Origin of the sequence: Xanthomonas sp. MLO165 (genome assembly GCF_018831305.1) — a bacterium.
Lineage (GTDB): Bacteria > Pseudomonadota > Gammaproteobacteria > Xanthomonadales > Xanthomonadaceae > Xanthomonas > Xanthomonas arboricola.
Map to the genome: position 1 here is coordinate 1,877,641 of NZ_CP029263.1, position 21,411 is coordinate 1,899,051.

General features: G+C 60.1%; 23 protein-coding genes and 1 pseudogene. 12 read left to right on the forward strand and 12 right to left on the reverse strand.

Annotation, left to right across the window (positions count from 1 at the left end):
- The first annotated feature begins 2 nt into the window (after window positions 1–2).
- Together DGN21_RS08165 and DGN21_RS08170 are read left to right on the forward strand one after the other, a co-directional pair.
- Window positions 3–2,648, forward strand: a complete 2,646-nt coding sequence (locus DGN21_RS08165; protein ID WP_215825194.1) for a DEAD/DEAH box helicase family protein — start codon at window positions 3–5, stop codon at window positions 2,646–2,648.
- A 77-nt stretch (window positions 2,649–2,725) separates the two neighbouring features.
- The gene (locus tag DGN21_RS08170) at window positions 2,726–4,132 is read left to right on the forward strand and encodes an ATP-binding protein (RefSeq protein WP_215825195.1); all 1,407 of its coding nucleotides are present in this window, start codon (window positions 2,726–2,728) and stop codon (window positions 4,130–4,132) included.
- Between the two features lie 85 nt (window positions 4,133–4,217).
- Here the strand turns inward: DGN21_RS08170 and DGN21_RS08175 are convergent, their stop codons facing one another.
- Together DGN21_RS08175 and DGN21_RS20300 are read right to left on the reverse strand one after the other, a co-directional pair.
- Window positions 4,218–5,042 (reverse strand): GIY-YIG nuclease family protein, encoded by an 825-nt coding sequence (locus DGN21_RS08175; RefSeq protein WP_215825196.1) that lies wholly within the window; start codon window positions 5,040–5,042, stop codon window positions 4,218–4,220.
- A complete protein-coding gene (locus DGN21_RS20300) occupies window positions 5,029–5,382 on the reverse strand; it encodes an HNH endonuclease (protein ID WP_324250492.1) in 354 nt (117 codons plus the stop codon). Before DGN21_RS20300 ends, DGN21_RS08175 begins: the two co-directional genes overlap by 14 nt.
- A gap of 80 nt (window positions 5,383–5,462) precedes the next feature.
- Between DGN21_RS20300 and DGN21_RS08180 the strand changes: the two genes are divergently transcribed.
- The 3 genes from DGN21_RS08180 to DGN21_RS08190 all read left to right on the forward strand — a co-directional run bounded on the left by DGN21_RS08180 (window position 5,463) and on the right by DGN21_RS08190 (window position 7,384).
- Window positions 5,463–5,813 (forward strand): hypothetical protein, encoded by a 351-nt coding sequence (locus tag DGN21_RS08180; RefSeq protein ID WP_184577927.1) that lies wholly within the window; start codon window positions 5,463–5,465, stop codon window positions 5,811–5,813.
- 123 nt (window positions 5,814–5,936) lie between these two features.
- Window positions 5,937–6,296, forward strand: a complete 360-nt coding sequence (locus tag DGN21_RS08185; RefSeq protein WP_031422141.1) for a hypothetical protein — start codon at window positions 5,937–5,939, stop codon at window positions 6,294–6,296.
- Window positions 6,297–6,466: 170 nt separating this feature from the next.
- Entirely contained in the window at window positions 6,467–7,384 is a 918-nt protein-coding gene (locus DGN21_RS08190) for a hypothetical protein (protein ID WP_215825197.1), read from the forward strand.
- A gap of 28 nt (window positions 7,385–7,412) precedes the next feature.
- Here the strand turns inward: DGN21_RS08190 and DGN21_RS08195 are convergent, their stop codons facing one another.
- From DGN21_RS08195 to DGN21_RS08205, 3 genes are all read right to left on the reverse strand, one after another.
- The gene (locus DGN21_RS08195; protein WP_031422145.1) at window positions 7,413–8,195 is read right to left on the reverse strand and encodes a hypothetical protein; all 783 of its coding nucleotides are present in this window, start codon (window positions 8,193–8,195) and stop codon (window positions 7,413–7,415) included.
- Window positions 8,179–9,108 carry an HNH endonuclease signature motif containing protein gene (locus tag DGN21_RS08200; protein WP_051876402.1) on the reverse strand — a complete coding sequence of 310 codons (930 nt, stop codon included), beginning with the start codon at window positions 9,106–9,108 and terminating at the stop codon, window positions 8,179–8,181. Before DGN21_RS08200 ends, DGN21_RS08195 begins: the two co-directional genes overlap by 17 nt.
- Window positions 9,109–9,208: 100 nt before the next feature.
- The gene (locus tag DGN21_RS08205; protein WP_184577958.1) at window positions 9,209–9,457 is read right to left on the reverse strand and encodes a hypothetical protein; all 249 of its coding nucleotides are present in this window, start codon (window positions 9,455–9,457) and stop codon (window positions 9,209–9,211) included.
- A 108-nt stretch (window positions 9,458–9,565) separates the two neighbouring features.
- Here DGN21_RS08205 and DGN21_RS08210 point away from each other — a divergent pair, with 108 nt between their 5' ends.
- A complete protein-coding gene (locus tag DGN21_RS08210; protein WP_215825250.1) occupies window positions 9,566–9,880 on the forward strand; it encodes an ethanolamine utilization protein in 315 nt (104 codons plus the stop codon).
- A gap of 148 nt (window positions 9,881–10,028) precedes the next feature.
- Here DGN21_RS08210 and DGN21_RS08215 read toward each other — a convergent pair whose 3' ends face one another.
- A complete protein-coding gene (locus DGN21_RS08215; RefSeq protein WP_011346616.1) occupies window positions 10,029–10,283 on the reverse strand; it encodes a hypothetical protein in 255 nt (84 codons plus the stop codon).
- Window positions 10,284–10,540: 257 nt separating this feature from the next.
- Here DGN21_RS08215 and mobQ point away from each other — a divergent pair, with 257 nt between their 5' ends.
- Window positions 10,541–12,133 (forward strand): MobQ family relaxase, encoded by a 1,593-nt coding sequence (gene mobQ / locus DGN21_RS08220; RefSeq protein ID WP_184577932.1) that lies wholly within the window; start codon window positions 10,541–10,543, stop codon window positions 12,131–12,133.
- A 46-nt stretch (window positions 12,134–12,179) separates the two neighbouring features.
- Here the strand turns inward: mobQ and DGN21_RS08225 are convergent, their stop codons facing one another.
- Both DGN21_RS08225 and DGN21_RS08230 read right to left on the reverse strand, forming a co-directional pair.
- Window positions 12,180–12,542, reverse strand: a complete 363-nt coding sequence (locus DGN21_RS08225; RefSeq protein ID WP_184577935.1) for a hypothetical protein — start codon at window positions 12,540–12,542, stop codon at window positions 12,180–12,182.
- A 208-nt stretch (window positions 12,543–12,750) separates the two neighbouring features.
- Window positions 12,751–13,548 (reverse strand): NYN domain-containing protein, encoded by a 798-nt coding sequence (locus tag DGN21_RS08230; RefSeq protein ID WP_215825198.1) that lies wholly within the window; start codon window positions 13,546–13,548, stop codon window positions 12,751–12,753.
- Between the two features lie 619 nt (window positions 13,549–14,167).
- Between DGN21_RS08230 and DGN21_RS08235 the strand changes: the two are divergent.
- The 4 genes and pseudogenes from DGN21_RS08235 (at window position 14,168) to DGN21_RS08245 (ending at window position 18,485) form a co-directional block, all read left to right on the forward strand.
- Window positions 14,168–14,913 (forward strand): annotated as a pseudogene (locus tag DGN21_RS08235) (hypothetical protein).
- A gap of 393 nt (window positions 14,914–15,306) precedes the next feature.
- Window positions 15,307–15,486 carry a hypothetical protein gene (locus tag DGN21_RS20155; RefSeq protein WP_237474941.1) on the forward strand — a complete coding sequence of 60 codons (180 nt, stop codon included), beginning with the start codon at window positions 15,307–15,309 and terminating at the stop codon, window positions 15,484–15,486.
- Between the two features lie 112 nt (window positions 15,487–15,598).
- Entirely contained in the window at window positions 15,599–16,384 is a 786-nt protein-coding gene (locus tag DGN21_RS08240) for a catalase (RefSeq protein ID WP_252374700.1), read from the forward strand.
- 307 nt (window positions 16,385–16,691) lie between these two features.
- Window positions 16,692–18,485, forward strand: a complete 1,794-nt coding sequence (locus DGN21_RS08245) for a PAS domain-containing methyl-accepting chemotaxis protein (protein WP_024940175.1) — start codon at window positions 16,692–16,694, stop codon at window positions 18,483–18,485.
- 137 nt (window positions 18,486–18,622) lie between these two features.
- Here the strand turns inward: DGN21_RS08245 and DGN21_RS08250 are convergent, their stop codons facing one another.
- Together DGN21_RS08250 and DGN21_RS08255 are read right to left on the reverse strand one after the other, a co-directional pair.
- A complete protein-coding gene (locus DGN21_RS08250; RefSeq protein WP_126965631.1) occupies window positions 18,623–18,997 on the reverse strand; it encodes a nuclear transport factor 2 family protein in 375 nt (124 codons plus the stop codon).
- Between the two features lie 123 nt (window positions 18,998–19,120).
- Window positions 19,121–19,672: a CPBP family intramembrane glutamic endopeptidase gene (locus DGN21_RS08255; protein ID WP_126965662.1), complete on the reverse strand. Its 552-nt coding sequence runs from the start codon at window positions 19,670–19,672 to the stop codon at window positions 19,121–19,123.
- 724 nt (window positions 19,673–20,396) lie between these two features.
- Between DGN21_RS08255 and DGN21_RS08260 the strand changes: the two genes are divergently transcribed.
- Window positions 20,397–20,771, forward strand: a complete 375-nt coding sequence (locus DGN21_RS08260; protein ID WP_172454156.1) for a hypothetical protein — start codon at window positions 20,397–20,399, stop codon at window positions 20,769–20,771.
- 192 nt (window positions 20,772–20,963) lie between these two features.
- Here the strand turns inward: DGN21_RS08260 and DGN21_RS08265 are convergent, their stop codons facing one another.
- Window positions 20,964–21,203 carry a hypothetical protein gene (locus tag DGN21_RS08265; RefSeq protein WP_228959773.1) on the reverse strand — a complete coding sequence of 80 codons (240 nt, stop codon included), beginning with the start codon at window positions 21,201–21,203 and terminating at the stop codon, window positions 20,964–20,966.
- Window positions 21,161–21,394: a carboxymuconolactone decarboxylase family protein gene (locus DGN21_RS08270; protein ID WP_215825200.1), complete on the reverse strand. Its 234-nt coding sequence runs from the start codon at window positions 21,392–21,394 to the stop codon at window positions 21,161–21,163. Before DGN21_RS08270 ends, DGN21_RS08265 begins: the two co-directional genes overlap by 43 nt.
- Between the last annotated feature and the right edge of the window lie 17 nt (window positions 21,395–21,411).

Here is a 21,411-nt window from a genome sequence, read left to right on the forward strand (position 1 = left end):
GCATGGCTCTTTCCCTCAAGGTGTATCAGCAGCGGGCCTTGTCCAGCCTGGCCCAGTTTCTCGAAGACGCCCGCCTGAACGGTCCCTCGCCAGCGTTTGAGAAGAACGTAGACGCCGGCCTGGTGACCCAATACAAGGCCATGCCAGGCTTGGTGGCTTCGCCCTACGTTTGCCTACGCATCCCCACGGGTGGTGGCAAGACGGTCATGGGCGCGCACATCATCCAGGCGGCAGGCGACGCTTATCTGGAGCGCGAGTTCCCGCTGGTTATGTGGATGGTGCCCACCACCCAGATCAAGACCCAGACGCTTGAAGCCTTCAAGAACCCTCGCCATCCCTACCGTCAGGAGCTGGACGAGGCGTTCGGGGGTAAGGTCGCCGTGTATGACGTGGAGGACTTCACCCACATCCGCCCCGCTGACCTAGGCACCAAGGTGTGTGTGGTCATCTCGACCATGGCCGCGCTGCGCGTGGAGAACCAAGACGGCCGCAAGGTCTACGAGCACCACGAGGACCTAGAGGCGCACTTCGCCGGCAGCGTGTCCGATCTGGCCTACCTGGAGCAGAATAAGGCGGGCAAGGCCATCGCGTCCTTTGCCAACCTGCTCAAGCTCCACGGCCCGTTGGTCATCACCGACGAAGCGCACAACGCCAATACGCCGCTCTCCTACCAGGTCTACGAGCGTCTGGGCGCCAAGGTGGTGGTGGAGCTCACGGCCACGCCGGAAGCCAGCAAGAGCAACGTGCTGGTGAGCGTAAGCGCGTTTGAGCTGAAGAACGCGAACATGATCAAGTTCCCGGTCGTGCTCAAGGAGCACGTCGGGCAGTGGGAGGTAGCCGTGGGCAGCGCCGTGGCCCGCCGCAACGAGCTGGGCAAGACCGCGCTCGGGGAGCCGGACTACATCCGGCCGATCCTGCTAATTCAGGCCGAGAACGCCAAAGGCACGGCCACGGTCGAGGAGGTCAAGAAGCACCTCATTGAGAACGAGAAGGTGGCCGAGAAGGCCATCGCCATCGCAACCGGCGACCAGCGCGAGATCGACGGCGTTGACCTGTTTGCCAAGGATTGCCCCATCGAGGTCATCATCACCAAGCAAGCGCTCAAGGAAGGGTGGGATTGCTCGTTTGCCTACGTCTTCTGCTCGGTGGCCCAAGTTAAGAGCGACAAGGACATTCAGCAGCTGCTGGGCCGTGTGCTGCGCATGCCATATGCCACTCGCCGCAAGCAGGAGGCCATGAACAAGGCCTATGCCCATGTCACTACGACCCACTTCAACCTGGCCGCCGCCGAGCTGACCAAATCCCTCATCGACATCGGGTTCAACCCGCTGGAGGCCGTGGGCGCGGTGCTGCCTGATCCCACTCCCGGTCCCGGTTTGGACCTGCAAGGTGGCAAGGTCAACCCGGTCCCCGTCACGCCCAAGACCACGATTACGGTGAGCAAGCAGCCGGACCTGACAGGCGTGCCTGCGCGCGACCAGGCCAGCGTTGTGTTCATTCCGAACGAGGAAGGCAAGGGCGGTTCGGTAGAGATCACCGGAGAGGTGGACGACTCGACCGTGGAAGCCATCACTCAAGCCGTTCCGGCCAAGGAGCGCGAGGAAGCCACCGCCACCATCGAGCGGCACCAAATTGCCTCCAAGGCGGTTGCAGCTCCAAGCCAGAACGGCGTGGTGTTCAGCGTGCCCCGGCTCGGCGTCATGGAGCAGGGCGAGCTGGAGTTTTTGGAGAGCGGGGCGGTGCCGGCCGGCTTCACTTGGGACCTGCTTGCGTATCCACCGGACCTAACCAGCCTCAAGTTCAACGCCGACAGCCAAACCTTTGAGGTGGATCTTGTCGATTCAAAGGTTAGCTACACAAAGATCGATGACGACGTAAACACCTACTTGCCGGGCTTCGCCAAAGATCGCACCCAAGCGGACTTGGTGGGCTGGCTGGACCAGAAGATCCGCGATCCGGGGGTCAAGCAGCCCGTGCTTCGGGAGTGGCTGCGCCGAGCCATCAGTTCTCTGTCCGAGGATCGCGGGTTCTCGCTGTCCCAGTTGCTCAACGGCCAGTTCGTTCTCCGGCGGAAACTGGGCGAGCAGCTCCAAATCGCCAAGGCCGAAGCGCTCAAGGACGGCTTCCAGCAGGCGTTGTTCGGTGCGGACGCCGATATCGTGGTCAGCGACGAACCCGGTGTGATGTTTACCTACCCGGCGGACATGACCCAATATCCTGCCCATTCCTATTACCTGGGCGGCACCTACCGGTTCCGCAAGCATTACTACCCGTTTGTGGGCGACCTCCAGTGGAAGACCGCCAGCGGCAAGGTAGGCGAGGAGTTCCTGTGCGCCCAAGCCATTGATCAGCTAGATGAGGTGGAATTCTGGGTCCGCAACTTGGTAGACAAGAGCCAGTTTTGGATGCCCACGTCAAAGCAGCGCACCTACCCTGACTTCGTCGCACGACTAAAGGACGGCCGCTTGCTGGTCGTTGAATACAAGGGCGGCGACCGCTATTCAGCAGACACGGAGAAGGAGAAGCGCATGATCGGCGAGTTGTGGGCCAAGAAGAGTAATGGGCGAGGCGTCTATCTCATGGCTCAGCTGAGAGATGAGAAGGGGAACAGCGTGACCGAGCAGTTGCAGGCTGCCATTTCAAAGTAGAGCAGTCAGGACATGCCTGGGGAGGTGTGTCATCCAAAAACGTTTGCGGAAGAAAATGCACAAACAGGGTGAGGAACATGGAAGGATTTGTCGGACGCCAACGTGAAGCGCAAGTGCTCAAGGACCTGCTTGAGGGGGCATCAAGTAGAGGGTTGAAGATTCAAAGCATTGAGGGTCCGAGCGGTATTGGTAAGAGCAGCGTTTTTGCTAAGGCGTTGCAAGCGGTCGATCTCGACAGTCTTGGATATCTCAAGATCGAATTGGCAGGAGCTAACCGGGGCGTGGATGGCTCAAGTGGTGACTTTACTGTGGCGGCTATAGACCAGTTGGTGGGTTCGATAGTTCGCTCGGCGGCAGGGCCCGGAATTGGGCTAAAGCCGCCCAGCTACTATTTTCCTAAGACACGTGAAGCGATTGAGGCTGTCTCGCGGATCCGGAGTGAGATCACTAAAGAACTCTCGGGCCGAGGAATTAGCACCGAGGATTTCAAGGGCGTTGCCGACCTAATCAAGACGGGAGCGTCGATTGTTGGCCGCGTTGGCGTGTTTATTCCGAAGATCCGCGAGTTCGTTGACGCGCAGGCAGTGAAGGATGCGGCTGACGAGATTCCACTAGCAACTGAAGAGATCAAGGCGCTGTCAGCGGGATCCATCCATTTCTGGGAGAAGCTGGGACTCGGTTCAGCCTCATCTCTTCGCGAAGCTGCCAAACAAGACCCGGAAGAAGTTCTTGCAAGTGCCTTGGTCGCTGACCTGACGGCCATTCTTGTTGGCACTCATGAAGGAAAGCTCCAGCCGGGTCATGGAAAAATCAAGCGGCTCGAGCGGTTGCTTTTTGTTGTAGAGGACTACGAGGCTCTACACAAACAGCTTGGTAGCCTATTGATACCGAAGCTCTTCAATAAGCTTAAGAACAGTGATATAGATTCAACTTTGATTGTTCTGACAAGATTTAGGCTCAAAGCTACAAATGCTTTGTGGAAGGATTACGAAGCGCAACTCAGGCGAGCCATAGTGCTCAAGCCTTTAGAAAGAGCGGAAGTCAATGAACTCCTCACAAACTTGGGGATTGACGATCCACAGGAGCACGAGCGAGCGTGGCATGAGTCGTCAGGTCTTCCGTATCACCTCTCACTATTGATCGATGAAATCGATAGTGGAGGGCGCAGCTCTACCAGTCTAAAAGAGCTTCATGACCGAGTTGTGATGTGGATGAGACCATGTGAGATTGCCTGGTTGCACCAAGTCCTTTATATGGATGTTATGCGAGTGGAAGCGTTAGAGCAGGTATTTGGCAGTGAACAAGAGGCTAAAGAGGTGCGTGATTGGTTTGAGTCGGAAGGCTCCATCCTTGATCAGGCTTCCTGCGAGCCAAGAATGCTTCCCTTCGTTCGTTCACGCCTCCGTGAGTATTTGGAGGGCCGTGACCGAAGAAAGACAAAGGAACTGAAAGCCCGTGCCGATGCAGTTGTGCTAGAGGAGTGATCACGACTCCAAGTGGAAAACTAGTATTCTTGGCCAAAGGATGCCTCGCGTAGATGCGCGCTTCTACCTTTCTGGGGCCCTTGGGTCAGTTCCGATTGAAGCCGCTGCGGGACATCAAGATTCGTTTCCAGTGTGATTCGCGCTTTTCGATTTGCTCCTCCTGTGAGCGCCTGTCCATGATTTCGAGGATGGAAAACCGTAAGTCTTTCTGGCGATCGTTGGCCTTGATGCCGAACTCTTGCACCAAAGCTTTGTTCCACCCGTGCCCGGTGCTCGAATACTGACACCAGCGGCCCCAAATACCGGCCTCGCCGTCGGCTTTGCCGACGTAGAGCATGCTAGTCTTGCTATCGGTGAGGAGGTAGATCCCTTTTACGCTGGAGAGCGCAGCACGCCACGAGTTGTTGCCGCTGGCCACGATGCGATCCAACGTGTCTTTTGGGATATCTACTTGATTGAAGCCAGGGAACTCACCATCTCCCAGCTTCTCTGCCAGCAGTTCGTGCACTACCATGTCTTCAGACAGTGTCTCACCCTTCAAATATGACGTGCGGCTGACGTATTTGCCAGTGACAAAGAGACGCCCTTCCAGCGAAAGTGTGCTGGGTATGCGTTCAAGCTCATACGCGTAGTGGAGCGTGCCTTCATGGTCATGCTCGGGAAGACTGCCGCGCGACCAGAAGAGTCCGGCAAACATCCAGCGATATGTGTCGGGAACTTGGACCAAGGCCAACACAAGGTCCCGCTCAAAGTTTCGTCTCTTCCGCTGCCAGCATTGCCACTCGTCGAACTTCCCGTTCAACCAAACATCCATTGGCCTGTCTCTGCCGTGGCTTCGAGCTAGATGCACTTTGGTGATTTCAGGCTTAAAGGAAGGCTCGTAAAGATTTATGAGGTCATACAGGCGCATGCGCAATCCCTGGCGGCAGTAAAGTCCACCATTTTCCCACCGCCAGCCGCTTCCGAACCAGTGTCCGGAAAGCGCCAGGGGAGGGTGTGGGCCCTTGCCGCTTGTGGCGTCCTTGATTGCAGCGTGCGCGCGCGGCCACCACGTTCTCGGGCACATCCAAGCCGCCGTCTTGTTGAGCAATCAGGTGTTCGGCCGTGCACTGGTAAGGACGTGCAGAGCGGTGACGTAAGCCCAGCTCGTTAGGCGAGGCAAGCCACATCGGGAGGCTGCAATAGAAACAGTGGCCCGCCTGGGCGTGGAAGGCACGGATGCGAAGAGATTTGAGGCGCTCGTTGCTCATAGAGGGCTCCGGAATCAAAAGACGATTCCCGCGGCCCCATTGGGTGGATGCTGCAACTGCCAGCGCTCATGCCCAGGACCGTGAGCCTCAAGGACAAGGATCTGCCCGTTGGCGTTGAGATCGGCGAGACGGAGAAGAAGTCCGTGGCCGCGCGCCAAGGCGGTGTGCGCGTGACCTTCCCGGTGCTGACCCAGAACGCGCGAGCGTTCACCCTGACGGGTTCAGCCATCGAGCCGGGCATCATGGCCTCTACGAGCAGCGATCAAGAGATGGTGGGCTGCGACGGCGCGCTTTACCTCGAACACCCCGAGCCGGGGATGGCCGTTGATGTGGCTGGGGTGTGCCGAGCCGTGTTGCCCTCGCCCCTGCCGGGTGTGGACGAAGTTGGCAGCATTCAATGCGGGAAGTTACGGTCTCAAGCTGGGAGATAGGAGGCCGTTACCGTCTACTGGTGCAGCCATGGTTCGCACCAGGTTCTACTGCTGGCAAGGACCGTGGCCAACAACTAAATTACGACCACGGTGGTCGTAGATGGCCATCAATCAGGGGATGACATGGGAAGTGTGACCGTTTCAACGCGGGATGAGTTGGAAGCAGCCAAGAACGCTAAGGCCAGTGAAATCTTGGTGGTGGGAAAGCTCGCTGAGGATCTCAAGAAGACGAAGAAGATCACCAAGATTGGAAAGATTGGTCTAGCTGCTGTTGTTGCGGCGGTTGGCTTGACTCCTTTTACCGGCGGGTTAAGTGGCGCGGTTGGTCTGGGTGGGTTGGCGGCAGTTACTGGGATGGAAGTGGCCGCAATCATCCTTGCTGCAAGCATTGGCATAGGCTTGCTTGTTGCGCTCTCGAAGGACTATGACGAGATCGACGTTGGGCCAAATCACGCACGTTTTAAGCGCAAGGCCGGCAAGTGAGCACCGGCCTAATTCCTGGTCCGCCATACTTCTTCGCATGCAAGAAATGCAAGCACCAGTTCAGCCGGCGCATCAATCTGGGATTGATTTGTCCTCAGTGTAAGTCGCTCTCAGTCATTCCTCGGCCGATCTTGAAGTAAGAGACTTTGCGAGTATCCAAGGAAGGACTCATGGCATTCGACTGGACCCAGCTTCCCCTCGCCAACACCCCCTGGCGCATCCAGGTCGTCGCCGACATCCTCCCAATCCTGATTCGCCGGGCGAAGGAGGGGCGGCCCATCTTTTACGGGGAACTGGCCGAGCAACTGGAACGCGAGTTCGGGCACGAGCCCAAGGCCCGCAAGACGATCTACGGGCCAGCTATCGGGGCTGTTGGACTGGCTATTCAACAACTCGGGCAGCTTCCAGAGTGGCGAGGTGAACGCATCCCGCCAATCAACACCATCGTGGTGAGCAAGAGCACTGGCTACGCGAGCACTGGTGCCGGAGAGATCGCGAGCTACTGGTTTGAGGATAACGGCGCCGGCATGGCCGCCAATCGCGAGGCCTACCTCGACGCTGCCATGAACGCGGTCTACCACTTCGACAAGTGGGACCAGATCGCCGCGGCGCTTGGAGTGGCCCGTTTGGAACCCGCGTCCGGAGAACTGGAGGCCGACAAGGGCGACGTGCTCCCGTTGCCCAAGGTTCAAGCCGGCGGAGCACCCGAGAGCGCCGAACACCAAGCCCTCAAGCGCTGGATGCGTCAACACCCCGAGGAACTGGCCGACTTCGGCGCCTTTGAGCCGGGCCGAAACGAGGCCGTGTTGAGCAGCGGGGATCGGTTGGACGTGCTGTTCGAGAACGGCAAGCAGCGCCTGGCGGTGGAGGTGAAGGCCAGCAAGTGCTCGGAGGACGAGCTCATGCGCGGGGTCTATCAGTGCGTGAAATACCGCGCCATCCTGCGTGCCGAACAGTTGGCCATGCGCCAGGTGCCCAATGGCGAGGCCGTCCTGGTGTGCTCGCGGGCTCCGAAAAAGGCGACCAAGGCACTCATCAAGCGACTCAATGTGAACTTCCACCGGGTGCCAGTGGACGCTGAAAAGTGAGGGCAAGCGTGGTCGCCCCTGATTGAGGTCAGCCTATTTCCCATACGCGCTCGTTGGATCTCATAGCGCGCCGGCTTCGAAGCTGATCAATGTGTTTTTCGGTGCTCTCCGACTTCCGGGAAAAGGAGTTGCACCGCACGAACTCTATGTCCTCCCAAAAGGCCGTCACTGCCATGAACATTTGCTCGAGGACAGTTCGGGGAAGGGTGATGGAATCGAAGGCAGGGTGGCGCGGTGCGTCAAGTGGGACGGTAAAGAGATTGGCAATGACCGTGCCTGGGGGAAGCCAGTTGATCCAGAGAGACGGGGCGAGCTTATGAATAGTCATAGCGGCGTTCCCGTCGCCGTGTCGAAGAGCATTGCCTAGCAAGTTGAGAAACAGCAGGTCATCGTGCAACCCGAACAGTTCCATCGGCGCATCGAATAGTTCAAGGAAGAGGCTTTGAAGGCTCTCCTTGCCAGTCAAAGAGCAGCGTTGGATCTGGCCTTGTTGGGCGTTGGACCATGCTTTCTTTCGCGCCATGGCGGTCATCAACCCTCGCAGTGCCCGTTCGTGCATGGACTGCGTGGCTAGCAAGAACGCTTCAACAGTGGATTGTTGGAGTTTCGCGTAACTATCAGCTGCCAGGGTTCTTTCCACTTCTTCCTGGCTGCTTCTTAGTTCGTCGATTTTTCTATCCAGGGAGTCGATAGCCGCGAACACCACTTCGTCTCGGAAGGTGGCAAAGGAGTAAAGGCGCAGCCCTTGGTAGACCGCGACCTCGCCGTGCTCCATGCGGACGTGCTCCAAAGGGTCAGCGTGGGTGTCCATCGTGATCCTTGTCACCAGCAAAGGCGCCGCCTATTTCGTTCATGGCCTCGCCTCGCATCCTGGCAAGCAGAGCCGAATGTGAAATCTTAGATGGGGCTCGCAGCGTCAACCGCTGTCCATGAAGTGTGCGATAGCAAGGATCGGTGACCGAATCGGAGACAGACACCAGCAGGTCTGGTGAGATGTCGAGCAATCCTGCATCAAACAGGGCGTGGATGTCCTTCCGAAGCAGCAAGCCGTTGCTTAGGGCGTTGGTAGAGATCCCGTTGTAAGGCTTGATGTGCGCGGCATCGATCACGCTTGCGTGCGACGTCCCGGTGACCATGCAGACGGCCCCGTAGTGCTCCACCAGGCGCTTTCGGAAATCGGATTGTCCTTCCCTGATCACACGCAGCACTTGCTCAACCCGTTTTCCCTCCAACGATGGGTCGGGCGGAATAGATGGGGGAGTCGAGGATAGATGGAGCCGGCCCGATTCTTCTAGTGAGCCCTTCAAGGCTTGGATGGCGTCGTTGCCCGTCATCTGCGCCGGAGATCGAAGGGACGCATCAATCCCCGAGCGGTGGCGGATGTGAGCAAGCAACCGTGCAGCGTCTTCAACATAGGACAGCTTTTGCGCCCGTTCGCTCCACAACTGGCGGAGCGAATCCATGTCCCAGGACCACAAAGCAAGGCGCAGCTCGCTGCTGGACAGGCGTGGAGACGGTTCAGCAGGCGCCGATGCCCGCTGCGCCAATGCTTGCTCTTCAGCATCCGCGGCGGCGTCGGCGGGATCGATGCTTTCCTCATCATCGTCCGCGAGGAAGAAGTGGCCTGCGAACTGCCGCGTGCGGCTTCGGCCGCGTTCCTGTTCGAAGCGTTCCTGACGCCTCTTCGCGCGCCACTGTGCGATCCGCTGCTTTTCGTCGTCCATGCGATTCCTTACTGGCTCTATTAGGTTAGACCATCGATGGAGCTCGCTTTCCTGTCAGCGAGTGGACTTCCGGCTGAGAGTGTCCGAGTAAGGATGGCGGCTAGTGGAAGTCCCGTCCAGTCGCCGCATCGGCATCCTTGTCCGCCTCGATCAGCGCTTCGCTGCGCATCTTCAGCACCGCCTTTTCAGCACTGCTACCGTTGTGCAAGGCCAGGCTGCGGAAGACCTTCCCCAAGTCCTCGCGCCGCACCAGGTTGAGGAACCGCGTGCCATCGGCGGTCGCACGAGCAATGTCTGGATACCCGCCGCTCTCCGCCATCACCACGATCAGCATGTCCGGGTTGCTCATCGCCAGGCCGCTCAAAAAAGTTTACGGCGCATCGCCGATGACCACCGGCTCTGCTACGCCCTGGTGGGGCTTGAGCGGCTACCCTCGGGTCGCCCGTGCTTTCGGGCCATGCTCAAGCGCTGCGCCGGCGCTTGGTCGGGAGGTGAGCCCCCGGACGAGCACGAAGAGCGCTTACGTGCTGCACTCATTCGTCTAGAGCTTTCAACCTGGCCCCTTCATGGCCGGATTGCGTTGGAAGAGAAGGGCGAGAACTTGCGCCAGCTCCACGTGCTGGATGCCTGGCACTACCTGGGCACCGTCACGACACTGACAGCGGCCAGGAAGCTGAAAGGCGAGCCGTTGGGCTTCGACCGGGACAGCTACAGGATCATCAGGGCTGCGATAGAGTCGGGACTTCATGCCATCACCGTCCTTGGCTCGTAGAGCTCTTCCGGGCTATCAAGCAGGGCCAGATCCGTTGGCAAGTCATGGAACCGATGCAGCCGGGGAGCGTCCAGCAGGAGCAAGGGCCTCGGATGACCATGGGCGAGCATTGGGTGGCTTGCAAAAAAGCTGACTTGATAGGGCAAGGTTAGTGAAGCAAGCCTGCCCGGTCCCTCATGTGATTGAGCAGCAACGTTTCCAGTTCTGCCTCGTCTAGTGCATGGGCACCGGTCTGGAAGACTAGATCAGCCACTCGCTGCCGTCGTCTCATCTCTTCGCGCCTCGCTGTTTCCTGCGCCTTCGCTTCGCGGCGCTGGTTGGCTAAAAGCTCTTTCGCTTGCAGCTGTGCTAAGCGCTCGGTGGCCCGCTGAATTTGATCTCGGTAGTGATTCGTTGCGGTCATGCGTTTCTCCTGTCGCTTGGAAATGAGTCAAGCAGGAAAACGGCTCGCGTCAAGTTCGCGCCGGCTTGAAAATTTGGGCTCCCTCGAAATTGAAAAAATCTGAAAAACAAGGCTTAAAAAAAAGAAGCAAGAGCGCACTGATGCAATGTCTGCGACATAGCGCGCGCCAGGTGCTACGCCCCCGGACCCCAAGCGCTCCGCGCTTGCGCAAATCAAAAGCCACGGCATAAAGAGAGCAACCTCATCCGGAGCTCTCCATGGCCATTTACCACTCTCGCGTCAAAGTTTTTAGTCGTTCCCGAGGCGATTCCGCTGTCGCAGCCGCTGCCTACCGCGCTGGTCTACTTCTCATCGATCACATCACCGGTCAGCGTCACGATTACCGCCGCCGCGGTGGAGTCGTGGCATCCGAATGCCTCGCTCCCCAGGATGCCCCAGCATGGGCACTCGTCCCGGCCGAGCTCTGGCCGAAAGCTGAGGCGGCTGAGAACCGCAAGAACTCGGTGGTGGCCCGCGAGTTCGAGGTCGCCTTGCCCCACGAGCTCAACGACGAGCAGCGGTCCGTGCTCGCCACGGCCATCGGCCAAGCGCTGGTCGCCCGCTACGGGTTTGCTGTGCAAGCCAGCATCCACTCGCCGGGCTCCCGTGACGGCCTGAACCATCACGTCCACCTCCTCGCCACCACGCGGCGGTTGACCAGCGACGGCTTTGCCGAGAAGACGCGGGAATTGGATGGCGGCGCGTCTGGGAAGATCGAGATCGAATGGGTTCGCCAGACATTTGCCTCCACGATCAACGAGCACTTGGCCGCTGCCGGCATCGATGCTCGGGTCGACCACCGCCGCCTGGAGGTCCAAGCAGAGGAGGCTCTGGCTCGCGGGGACTGGGCCGAAGCCATGGTGCTGTCTCGGCAGCCCACGAAACACGTGGGCAAGACAGCCACGGCATTGGCTAGTAAGGGGGTGATGACCGACCGTGCGGCTGAGAACGCGCGCATCGTTCGAGAGAACGAGGAAGCCTTTGAACAATTGCTTGCTCAAGCCGAGCAGGAGGGCAGGGCAGTTCCAGGCTCCAGTGGTCATAGCCATAACCAGGCGCAGCGTGACCGTCGACGCCGAGCTGGCTCCACGAACGACCTTCAAGCCTCTGTGCCCGGGTTGGAAATCCACGGGTTCCGCGGCATGCGCCTCTCGGATGCCCTGGGTCGGCCTGCGGAAGATGCGCGAGTGCGACCGCTGCGCTCTATCACTGAGCTGGTAGCAGAGGCAGCTCGGGACCTGGCGGAGATATTCTCGACCCGGCCAGACCTGGCGTTGACCGCTACGCAGCGCGTGGTGGAGCAGTGGACCGCGCGTGCAGCTGCCCTTGTCGACAGTGTCGATTTGCGCAAGTGGCTTAACGGGCTGGTTGAACGACTCGGCCGTCTGAAACGGAGCGTGCTCAAGTTCGCCCAGCGGACCAGCTCCTTGGGGCGTGCCGAGAAGCTCTTCCACTTGGCCGAACAGGCGTGGGAGCAGTTCAACGGCGACCACCCTCGTCCCGATGGCGAGTGGGCCTCTCAAGAATGGGAAAAGCGGCGGGGAAGGCGGTTGGCCGTCTTGGAGAAGCGCACAGCTGAACTGGGCGCAACCCAGGCGGCCGTCTCAGAGCAGCAGTGGAACGATTGCGAGAACGAGATTGAGACCCGCGCGGCTCAAGTGGAACAGTGGAGCGAAGCGATGCTCGCAAGTCCAGAGCCTGAAATCGTCCATGGCTCTGTTGGATCTATTGACGCTGCTCCTGCTTTGCCCAAGCCCTCCCCATTGCCGACGCCAGCGCCACGGCCAACAAGTCGGCGCCCGCGGCCATAATGAATGTCAAAAGCCCCGCATCTGCGGGGCTTTTTTTTCTTGGCCCTCAGTGCCGGGGCCGAGGACGCAAATCTATGTGCTCGACTCCAGTGGACTCCTTGGGACGGGGGACATTGTCCTTGTTCTTCTTCTTGCGTGCCTCTCGCCACTCCTCAATGGAGGTAGGCATGGTCGGCACGACGTTGCGATCCACGACCGCTCGTTTGACGAGGATGGGTTGAGCAGGCGCCATGGCCGACGCCTGGGTTTGACCGGCCGGCCCCGGCGCGCCGAGCCTCAATAGCTCGGCTGCCAAGTCGAGGGCGTATTGGATGTCTTCCACTTCGTGAGGGGGAAGACGGGTCGTGCGCTGCTGGAGGAGATGGCCGAGCAGGCGGCTAGCGATGTGAATCTGTGTTTGTTGGTGCATGGGTGCTCCTGTGTTGGGTAAGCCCTTATCCAACCAAGAAACGGTGCTTACGCAAGAGCTCGCTTGCGGCTGCATTTCACAAATTTGAATACGCGAAGAAATTCGATGGCAGTTATGCCATTTGACGAATAGAAAAGATTTCAACTAGGTCGGCATCCCCGATTCGTCGTTTGTAGAAGCACATGGACCGCTGAGGCAATGGGAGCAATCACGCCGTATCGGGGGGTTCTGGCTTGTGCGCGATGCTGACCGACCAGCCGCCGGTCTCCTCCCGTTGCGTGGTCAGCAGGTCGTAGGTTTTGACCATATTGAGCAACCCCGAATGGCCATAGAGGTTGGGTGAGAAGGACGGGTCAGTGCGTTTGAGGTATTGGCCCAGTGCTCCCAGTCCAACCTTGCCTTCAGAGGTGTCTCCCGTCAGCAGGGTTACGGCTTCAACCAAGAACCGAGGGCGGCGCTTGGGTAGCGGCTTGGCTTCAGCGCGGGGCGCTTCTTCTTTCGCCGCCTCCGATTTCAGGACAGGAAGTTCATTGCCCTGGACTTCGGGTGCTGCCGCTTCCTTGGCCTTCCGGTCCCATTCGAAGAACTGGTCGCAGGCGTTGCGCAAAGCATCCGGGGTCTTGGGCTCGCCCACGATGAAGACCGTCGCTCCACGCTCCCGGAGCTTGCGGCAAAGGTAAGAAAAGTCCGAGTCGCTCGTCACTAGGCAAAAGGTATCGGCTCGGTGATCGAACAACGCCTCCAAGGCGTCGAGCGCCAAAGCGATGTCGGCCGTGTTCTTGCCGGAGGCGTATTGGTATTGAAGGCACGGAGTGAACGCCTGGCGGACCAGGACTTCCTGCCATTTGTTGGCGAGGGTGTTGTGGTTGCCATACCCACGGCGCAGCACGACCCGGCCGAACTGGGCCACCATGAGCAACGCATGCTCGACGATGTCGGTCGGGACGTTGTCGCAATCGACCAACACGGCGACACCTGCTTCAAGCGGGCTGTTTAAGTTGCTCATGTCTGTGAGGTCCGAGTTTATGCAGACGGACAATGGCGTCAGCAACTTGCCGATGGCAAGCGGGCGCTAGCAATCGAGCCAAGACCGGGGCTATGATCGAGGAAACATTGAAAGGAAACCTGCTTGGCAGGCTTTCTGCAACGGTTAGAAGGGCTTAGGTCGAAGGTGATCCGATCCCACTCTCTCCGCCATACGTCGCTGGAGCACTAAGGCGCCCGATTTTTTCAAGACCCGCCGATTCGTCCCATCTCCTGTCCCATACTCGGCGCCGCGGTCTTTTCGTCATCGCGGTCACTGAGTTGTCGAGCCGTGGACAGCCGGAGGGTTTCTTCAGGGCACTGCGGTGTGTTGATGCCTGCTCGCGTGTGTTGGGGCTTGAAGTGTGTGTCATCCGATCGCCGGGCGGCGATCAGCGACGTTCATGCCCATCGTATGAATCAGGCGCGGGGCAGCCGCCAACCGATGCGGCCAACGCGTGTGCAAATCTCTGCCGTCTGTCTCGGCGCAGCAGCTGATTTATGGCCATCATCTGCTCGCCGTCCCCGCGATCGCTGCGGCCATTGCCGGGTAGCGCCGGGACGGCCTTTTCACTTGGTCAAATTCGCCATGGGGGCTTCCAATGTCTGCTCGACATCATCGTCTGCGTCGCATCTTTCGCATGATTTCGGCGCTCGCGCTTTGCCTGGTGCTGCCTGCAGCACCGGCTGCTGCGGCTGACAGCATTCCGCCTGGGGATTGGCGCGGAATCCTGTCCACCCGCGGCGGCACCGGGCCGGCTTATGTCGTTCTGAGAGCGCGTGCAGCAGGAGCCGATGGCATGCAGGGTGCGGACCTGCGATTCGGGCCCCCGTTCAATTGCGCACTGGAGCTGCGTGCGCAAGCAGACGATTACGCGCTGCAGTCGCGCAATGGTGGCAAGTTCTGCGATGCGCTCTCCGGCGGGCGTGCCCAGCTCCAGGCAGGGGATGGGATGGCATCAGGCATTCAGCTCACGCTGCTGGGTCGCGAGGCGCCGCTTGTCATTGCCCTGGACCAGAAGGCCGATGCAGCGTTGACCGAAGCAGGGCGCTGGCGCTCAAACGGCCTGACGTCGGCGCAGCTGGACCTGGTGGCGACGGCGGTCCGGCCGGGTGATGTGGTCGGTCGCCTGCGCTATGGCGCTCCTCGGGACTGCCAAGTGGAATTGCGCTATGCTGGCATGAGGCAGGTGCTTTGACTGCCTGGATCGGTGCCAACAATGGAGGCTACTGCCGGGGGCTCAGCGACAGCCAAGCCAGGATGCAGATGGGTCCGGATGGCAGCGCCGTGCTTTCGCTGCTCTTGCATGGTCAACGCGATATGGTGTCGTTTGAGCGAGTGCCCTGACCTCGGTGCAGGTGCAGGCTGCCAGTGCGACAACACCGCCGTCTTTCAAACGGTGATTACTGTGTGTTGGTGTGCTGATGGGAGTTAAGCCTTGCGGCAGCGAACGAGGAAAAACATCAGGGGCGTGGACTGGCTATAAATTGTTCATGAAATGAGCAAGATCAGCCGCCTGCGAGGACTGCCGCGGGTTTCTCCAACGAAGCGGCAGCTTCGGCCAGAAAAGCGAAAGGAATGCCGGGCGTGGGCTGCATCGCCCGTCTATTAGCCATTGCCATTGCAACGGCAGGCCAGAGTAGGCGTGCGGCCCTCGACGAGTGACTGCCTACGGCTTCGACGGAGCGTAAACAGCGGGTGTAGCACATTGGCCTGACCAGCCATAAAGCCAGGAACCCCATGAACGCGCCCGTCGAATATCGCCCCGATCTGGAAACGCCCAGCGTCAGTGAGCAGGAAACCATTCGCTCGCTGGAAGCGCTGTTCGTCGACATGGCAACAACCGTGGCGGAAAAGGAAGGGCACGCGCACCGCGCAGTCCATGCGAAAGGGCAGGGCCTGTTTACCGCCAGGCTTTAGCGTATTCAACGATCTGCCTGAAGAGCTGCGACAAGGCCTGTTCGCAGGGCCTGGGCAATACGATGCTTACATCCGCCTGTCATCGCCACCTGCAGAACAACTGAGCGATGCTGTGTCGACTCCGCGTGCCCTGGCGTTGAAGGTGTTGGGTGTCAGCGGCGAGCGCGTCGAGGGCGGAGACGAGAAGCACAGCCAGGATTTCTTGATGGTCAATGGCCCTTCCTTCACCACCCCCGGTCCCGACGGGTTCTTGCGTAATTTCCGGGTGCTGGCGACGACCACGGAAAAGGCGCCGGGCGCCAAGGCGGCGCTTTCAAAAGTGCTTCGGGGTGTCGAACACACGCTTGAAAAGATCGGTGGGGGAAGCGGCAGCATCAAGCAGATGGGCGGACAGCCGCAGGTTCATCCGCTGGGCGAGACGTTTTTCTCGCAGGTGCCGTACCTCTACGGGCGTTACATCGCCAAGTTCTCGCTGGCGCCGGTGTCCAGCAATCTCGTTGAACTCGATGGGCAGGAAGTTGGCGACTCGCCGGATGCGCAGCGCGAGGCCGTCCATCACGCCATCAGCACCCTGGACAGCCCGGCCGAGTGGGAGTTGCGCGTGCAGCTGTGCCGGGATGTGGAAAAGATGCCGGTCGAAGATGCGTCGATAGAGTGGCCGCAATCCATCAGCCCCTTTGTGGCGGTCGCGCGCGTGGTGGTCGAGCGCCAGGCCGGTTGGGACGGAGAGAACTCGCAGCAGCTGGAAGACCGCATCGCCTTCTCGCCGTGGCATGCCTTGGCCGCTCACCGGCCGCTGGGCGCCATCAACCGGGCGCGCCGTATCGTGATGGCAGCCTCGCGCCGATTCCGCTCCGAGTTCAATCGCTGCCCGATCCATGAACCGACTGGCGTCTAGCTGCTCCTGCTGCGTGCCCGTGTCGTGCAGCACGCCTGTATCCGGGGGGCCGGAGTGCCCCTGGATCGCAGCTGCCAGGCGAGGATTTTGATCAGTCGTTGAGCGACTGCGTCGACTCGCGTGGCATGCCAGGGTGACCGCCGCTGCGTTTGGCGAGGAGTAGCAGAAGCGGACTCGATCCACCGGGACTGCTGCTGTCTAGCTGAATGCTCGACTCACCCAGGGTGATGGATCGGGAAAGGACCATCAAGAACGACCGATCGCTGCCGCTAGGGACGCATCCCCAACGCAAGCAGCAGAGGCCGCTATGTTTTTCTCCGACAGCCACAAGGTGGACGCACTGACCAAGGCGGTTGATGCCACGTTGAAAGGTGGCAGTGCGCAGTGGCCCAACAACGGATCGGCTCTGCTGCTCAAGAAAATGGCTGAGCGTTTGTATGCGGCCCAGCAGGAGCGTGACCTGGCCAAGGCCGAGGCGGAAGACGCGACCACCGCGTTGCGCCATCTGGAGGGCCGTTTCGATCTGGTCGCCAGTGGTACGACCGACGGGCTCTGGGATATTGGTGTCATTGCCGGGGATCCCAGCCACCCCGACAGCCCGGTGTGGTGGTCGCCGCAGATGCGTCGGCTGCTGGGCTTTGCCTCTGAACAGGATTTTCCCAATGTCCTGGACAGTTGGGTCGCATGCCTGCACCCGGATGACAAGCAGCCGACGCTGGATGCCTTTGCGGCGCACCTTGCCGATCGCAGCGGTCGAACCCCTTACGACGTGGAAAACCGCCTGCGTCTGAAGTCCGGCGAATATCGCTGGTTCCGCGCATTTGGCACTACCGAGCGCGATGCACAGGGCTTGCCGCTCCGGGTGGCGGGTTCGCTCACCGACATCACCGAGCGTCGCGCGCGGGAGCAGTTCCTCGACATCACGCTGACGCGCTTCGAGCTCGGCTCGCAGATGCTCAGCGACGGCTTGTGGGACATGAGCGTGATCGCGGGTGACCCGATCAATCCGAACAACGAATTCTGGTGGTCGCAGCAGTTCCGCCATCTGCTCGGCTTCGAGTCCGAGCAGGACTTCCCCAACGTGCTCGATAGCTGGGCGTCACGGCTGCACCCGGAAGACAAGGAGCGTTCTTTGAACGCGTTCGCGGCGCATTTGAACGACCGCAGTGGCCGCACCAACTTCGATATCGAGTATCGCCTGCAGCTCAAGAACGGCCAGTACCGCTGGTTCCGCGCACGCGGCCTGACCAAGCGCGCTGCCGATGGCACGCCGTTGCGCGCGGTTGGAGCATTGATGGACGTGGAAGCCGGGCGTCAGCTGGGCGAGGTGGCAAATACGCTCAGCAGTGCGGCAGGCGATATCGTGCGCAGCAACGATGACCTGTCGCGGCGCACGGAGCAGCAGGCGGCGGCGCTCGAGGAGACTGCAAGCTCCATGGAGGAGATGACCAGCATCGTTCGCAAGAACGCCGAAGGTGCGCGTCAGGCCAATTCGCTGGCGAGCAAGGCCGCAGAGACCGCGTTGCATGGCGGTGAGCTGGTCAATGGTGTCGTCAGCACCATGGCGGCAATCCAGGCGTCGTCGCGGAAGATCGGCGAAATCATCACCGTCATCGATGGCATCGCGTTCCAGACCAATATCCTTGCCTTGAACGCTGCCGTGGAAGCGGCGCGGGCTGGCGAGCAGGGGCGTGGCTTTGCGGTCGTCGCGTCCGAGGTACGCAGCCTCGCGCAGCGCTGCACCATGGCGGCCAAGGAGATCCGCGACCTGATCGCCGATTCGGGTGCGAAGGTGGGGCAGGGCGCGGAGCAGGTCAACGTGGCGGGCAAGGCCATGGAAGAACTGCTTTCCTCGGTGCGGCAGGTCAACGACATCATGAGCGGCATTGCCGCGGCCAGTCATGAGCAGAGCGCTGGCATCGAGCAGATCAATCAAACCATCTCGCAGATGGATGCAGCGACCCAGCAAAACTCCGCTCTGGTTGACACCATGGCATCGTCGGCCCGCGCACTTGAGGATCAGGCGACGGCGTTGGTGGAGAGTGTTGCCAACAGCTCACGCAGCGCCTCCGGCAAGACGAAGCTCGCATTGGCTGCATAACGCGTGTAGCCAGTGCCGCCCTGTGACCTGGTAATGCCGGGAAGCAGGGCGGTGCACTGGAAACCAGAATGCGTTCAATGGCTTTTCTACGCTCGGCCTGAAAAGGCGCCCGGTCTAGGCCGATCGCCTGAAATGTTTCATCGAGCAGGTGCGGTGTCGATGCGTGCGCCGGTCGCGAATGAGGCTCTCTGGATTTTTCCGTCGACCACCTCGTAGAGGCATAGCATCTCAACAAGGCCGATCCCGTCAGGAAAGTTGCGGGTGATGCGCTCTGCGTCGGCGACGATGTTGCCGACGACGGTCCGCGACAACAGCTGCGCATGCAGGTCCGGCTCTTGAAAGCGGGCCAGAAACCGCTCGCGAAGCATGGCATGTCCCTTGGCCAGCTGTGGTCCGTGCAAGGTGTAATGCTCGGCATCGTCAGCATAGGTGGCCAGCAAGGCGTCGATATCCTTGGCGTTGTAGGCGTCTAGCTGCGCTTGAACGATCGAGAGCAGGCTATCGGTGGTCATGTCTGGACAGTCTGCTCATGCAGCGGAGGGCAAGGCGCTATCGTCCAGCATCCGTGGATGACGTGACAAGGATTTGTTGGCAGTGAGGCACACCGAAGCAAGCGGGGTCCTGGTAGGTACTTGCTAATACCAACCCAGATACAGCGTCGCAATGCCCCAGGTGTCGACCAAGCCATGCGCCAGGATCATCGCCCAGAGGTTGCGCCGTGATCGCAGGTAGACATAGCCGAACAACACGCCGACAAGCCCGGTCAGCAGCACCCCCGAGATGCCTTGGGTCAGGTGCATCGCGCCAAACAGGGCTCCCCCTGCCACTGCCGCCATCACGCGTCCGCCACGATGGCGGCCCAGCAGGTGATCGAGGTGGTGCATCAGGAACGCACGGAAGACCAGTTCCTCGCCAAGCGCCGCGCTGAGCCAGGCGCCGCCTGCCAGGTGGGCGGCCGCGTTGACGTTGCCAAGCAGTGCGCCGTAGCCGCTGTAGTCGGCCTTGGTCCCGGTCAGCGCATCGATCAGCGGTTGCACGAACGGATTGATGACGCCGATGACCAGCGCGAGCAGCAGCAGCGTCCAGCCGAGCAAGGCGCGAGACGACTGAGGCTTTAATCCGCAGGCACTCAGCGAGCGCGTTTCCAGCCAGACCAGGACAATCCCTAGAATGCCGACAAGCGGCATCCGCCAGGGAAACTGCACCCAGCGGTAGTGCGCCAGTGCGAGGATGACGGCGATTGCTGCGATGCGTGCCAGAGGATGTCCCAGTGCAGGAATGCCCGGGCGGGGATGTGCGCTTGAGGAGCCTTGTTGAAACATGCTGGACGAAGGATCGAGTGGGTCCTCGAACGGTAACCACGGGAGCGGCAAGCGTCCTGTGCCAGAGGGCATGGGTTGCTGACTGCGACGAGGGAAAGACATGCGCTGTCTCAGGCGCTCGACCGTGATCCGCACATTGAAGTGGGGCCGGCCGATGTCGCCGTGTGCGGTGAAGACGCTGCTGGCAGCGGCTGATTTCAATATTCATCACTGATGGTTTGCATTGAGTTCAAGCAATGTCTGCATCAGCCCAGTTTTTCAGTTGGCAGCTGCTCCACGCTCTCATTTCATTTTCTGGTGGTGGCTGGGGATTCGTTTCAGCTTGGACTGCACATCGCTCCGAAGTGACGATGTTCTTGGTGCCTTCGCCATCCGGCTTGAGTTGCCTGATCACAGCTTGAGCATTGATTGCCGGGCTCAACGTCAGCTGGTATCGATCATCGACCAACCAGCGTGGTTTCGTCCTGGCATGCATCTCTTCAAGCGATGGTTCTAGGTTGCAGAAACTAGGTTAGCTAGTGGTAACCGCTGACGTCTGTCATGCAGTGCTCTGCTTGAACTCGGCATCACCTTGCTTGTTCAGCTGTGTTTGCGCCGACTGGCAAAACGCACCACCAAGGACATGTGGATCCGGATACGCTATGCGCTTCCCACAGCGTTGTTGAAAGGTATGGAGCAGTTGAACGAGCAATGGATGACAGCGGTTGTGGATGCCTTGAGCGACCTGCAGGCAGCAAGGGTGGCGCAGGGCGCGGTGCTTGAGGCCCTGGTTGCTTCGCATCCATCCCCGGTGCTGCTGATGCGGTGTTGGGATCGCCTTTCCTCCTCCTTGGTTGCGACCGTTTCGCAACACAAGGCCTCGTCGACAATGGCAAAGCCGATCGAGGCGTATACGCTTGAGCAGTTGGCAGCGTGGACGGATCGAATGGAGCGCTGTTTTCCCCAGGCCAGAGGGCAATCCTAGCCTGGGCTACTGCAAGGCAGCGCTTGCCATCCCGCTCGATGCACGGCACCTGGCCATCCAGTGCGTAGCGTAGTCATACGCCGCGCCTGGATCAGCGAAGGCAACAATGAGCAGCCGCCAGCAATGCTGCGTGCTGGCGCCGGACGCTAGCCGGCCGTACAGAGCGGGCAGTCTGCATCGACGTGCTGGAGCTTACTGACGCATGCCAATCGCCAAACGATTGAATGCAGCCATCAGCGCGATGGCAAAACTCAGGTCAGCAATCTCGGCGTCACTGAAATGGGCTTTTAGAAGAGCAAAGTCATCGTCAGGGGCTCGGCTGTTTGCGATATCTGTCAATGACTCGGTCCACCCCAGGGCCACGCGCTCACGGTCGCTGAAATGCGGACTCACCCGCCACCCTGCCAGGCTGTCCAACTTGGCGTCGGGCATGCCGCCGGCGCGTAACGCAGCGGCGTGCATTTCCAGGCAGAAGGCGCGCCATTGAGTTGCGAAACGCGCAGGTAGACAAGTTCAATCAAGGGCTTGCCGAGGCTGCTCTTTTCCAGCGCCTTCTTGGTGATGCCAAATCCCTTATAGGCATCTGGAGATAGGGTTTGGTAAGGCAAACGAAGTGTGTTCACGCAGAATCCAGTCTTGA

Coding starts and splice junctions, on each gene's coding strand:
- DGN21_RS08165 (WP_215825194.1), top strand. CDS start 3: ATGGCTCTTTCCCTCAAGGTGTATCAGCAGCGGGCCTTGTCCAGCCTG.
- DGN21_RS08170 (WP_215825195.1), top strand. CDS start 2,726: ATGGAAGGATTTGTCGGACGCCAACGTGAAGCGCAAGTGCTCAAGGAC.
- DGN21_RS08175 (WP_215825196.1), bottom strand. CDS start 5,042: ATGCGCCTGTATGACCTCATAAATCTTTACGAGCCTTCCTTTAAGCCT.
- DGN21_RS20300 (WP_324250492.1), bottom strand. CDS start 5,382: ATGAGCAACGAGCGCCTCAAATCTCTTCGCATCCGTGCCTTCCACGCC.
- DGN21_RS08185 (WP_031422141.1), top strand. CDS start 5,937: ATGGGAAGTGTGACCGTTTCAACGCGGGATGAGTTGGAAGCAGCCAAG.
- DGN21_RS08190 (WP_215825197.1), top strand. CDS start 6,467: ATGGCATTCGACTGGACCCAGCTTCCCCTCGCCAACACCCCCTGGCGC.
- DGN21_RS08195 (WP_031422145.1), bottom strand. CDS start 8,195: ATGGACACCCACGCTGACCCTTTGGAGCACGTCCGCATGGAGCACGGC.
- DGN21_RS08200 (WP_051876402.1), bottom strand. CDS start 9,108: ATGGACGACGAAAAGCAGCGGATCGCACAGTGGCGCGCGAAGAGGCGT.
- DGN21_RS08205 (WP_184577958.1), bottom strand. CDS start 9,457: ATGAGCAACCCGGACATGCTGATCGTGGTGATGGCGGAGAGCGGCGGG.
- DGN21_RS08210 (WP_215825250.1), top strand. CDS start 9,566: ATGCTCAAGCGCTGCGCCGGCGCTTGGTCGGGAGGTGAGCCCCCGGAC.
- DGN21_RS08215 (WP_011346616.1), bottom strand. CDS start 10,283: ATGACCGCAACGAATCACTACCGAGATCAAATTCAGCGGGCCACCGAG.
- mobQ (WP_184577932.1), top strand. CDS start 10,541: ATGGCCATTTACCACTCTCGCGTCAAAGTTTTTAGTCGTTCCCGAGGC.
- DGN21_RS08225 (WP_184577935.1), bottom strand. CDS start 12,542: ATGCACCAACAAACACAGATTCACATCGCTAGCCGCCTGCTCGGCCAT.
- DGN21_RS08230 (WP_215825198.1), bottom strand. CDS start 13,548: ATGAGCAACTTAAACAGCCCGCTTGAAGCAGGTGTCGCCGTGTTGGTC.
- DGN21_RS20155 (WP_237474941.1), top strand. CDS start 15,307: ATGAACGCGCCCGTCGAATATCGCCCCGATCTGGAAACGCCCAGCGTC.
- DGN21_RS08245 (WP_024940175.1), top strand. CDS start 16,692: ATGTTTTTCTCCGACAGCCACAAGGTGGACGCACTGACCAAGGCGGTT.
- DGN21_RS08250 (WP_126965631.1), bottom strand. CDS start 18,997: ATGACCACCGATAGCCTGCTCTCGATCGTTCAAGCGCAGCTAGACGCC.
- DGN21_RS08255 (WP_126965662.1), bottom strand. CDS start 19,672: ATGCCGCTTGTCGGCATTCTAGGGATTGTCCTGGTCTGGCTGGAAACG.
- DGN21_RS08265 (WP_228959773.1), bottom strand. CDS start 21,203: ATGCCCGACGCCAAGTTGGACAGCCTGGCAGGGTGGCGGGTGAGTCCG.